The following is a 1,319-nucleotide window of genomic DNA, read 5'->3' on the forward strand; positions in this document are numbered from 1 at the left end:
GCGGGGGTGGGGCAGGCGCCGAGTTCTGGGCGCCGGAAGCCGGCGGCGAGTCACCCGGCGGGGCCTGCTCGTCCGACGAACCACCGCCCGACGAACCACCGCCGGACGAGGAGCCCTCGGACAATTCCGATCCCGATACGGGGCCGGAACTCGACAGATCGGTGGAACCAGACGGATCGGCAGAATCTACCGCAACGGTCGAATCCTGCGCGGCGACGGAATGAGGCGTGGAGGCGGCATCCGCCATCGCCGCATCGTTCGTGCCAGCCAGCCGGGGTGGCCCGATCAGGCCGGCAACCACACTCGCTCCCGTGCAAAGGAGCAGAACGGCAAGAAAGACCGTCGGCACGACTCCGCGCCGCGACGGCCTCGTGAACCGGTCGGTCGATCGATGACCTGACACCAGTGCGCCCCCCCGGGTGCGACCGGCAACACGTTGAGGCCGGCCCATCCCCACGACCCGTGAAAACACGTGATGCACGTGATGCACGTTTGGCGGAAGTCCCACCATACGACGATCTATAGAATAACAGCCGACCGGCCGCACATCCCGGCCGCGGGGGGAAGTAGTGAGCATCGCATTGCCGGCCACGCGGCCGGCCAGGGAAAGAATTCTCATCACTGTTTGCCTGGCGGCGTGCCTCGGTTGGCTCACGTTGTCCCCGGCACCCGCTGCCCATGCGGCACCGGGGGGTGGCGTGGAGCTGGCCGTGACCATCGACGGGCAGTCGCTCGGCCGAGGCGATCTCGTTCTCGACGCCGGCGCGGTAGCCCGAGTGGTGGTCAGCCTGCAGAACCTGAGCCGGTCGAACCTGGACGTCGACTCCGTGCGGCTGAGCGGCGCCGTGCTGGGCCTGACGTTCTTCGACTACGACACCCGCGTCCGCACGACGGTGCCGGCCCGCGGCTCGGCGAACTGGACGGTCGATCTCGACATCCGGGACCTGGACGGGCGGGCGACCGGGCTGATGCCGGTCGAGGTGGCGATCCGGGACACCGATCTACACACGGTGGCGAAGGCGACCGGAACCGCGAACGTGCACGGTTCGCTGCTGTCCATCTATGGCCTGTTCGGGCTCGGCCTGCTGGTCCTGATGGGGCTGCTGTGGGCGGTGGCGCTGCTCCCACTCGGGCGGCACGCCGCGCCGGCAACCTGGTGGCAGCGGGGACTGCGGTTCCTGCCCGCCGGCTGCGCCGTCGGCCTGTTCGGCGCGTTCGCCCTCTCCGCGGCCCGCCTGGTCACACCCACCACCGCGGTCGACGTCGCCGCCACCCTCATCTCGGCCGCCGTCTGCTTCACGGTCGGCGCCCTGCTTCCC

2 protein-coding genes are annotated in these 1,319 nt (G+C 70.0%); one reads left to right on the plus strand and one right to left on the minus strand.

Annotated elements, in window-relative coordinates:
- Positions 1 to 301, minus strand: a 301-nt coding sequence (locus tag NBZ85_RS31155) for a hypothetical protein (protein WP_261563425.1), incomplete at its 3' end; no start/stop codon positions are given.
- 409 nt (positions 302 to 710) lie between these two features.
- Between NBZ85_RS31155 and NBZ85_RS31160 the strand changes: the two genes are divergently transcribed.
- Positions 711 to 1,319, plus strand: a 609-nt coding sequence (locus NBZ85_RS31160; RefSeq protein ID WP_261563426.1) for a hypothetical protein, incomplete at its 3' end; no start/stop codon positions are given.

The sequence above is a fragment of the Frankia tisae genome, assembly GCF_025403405.1.
Taxonomy (GTDB): domain Bacteria; phylum Actinomycetota; class Actinomycetes; order Frankiales; family Frankiaceae; genus Frankia; species Frankia tisai.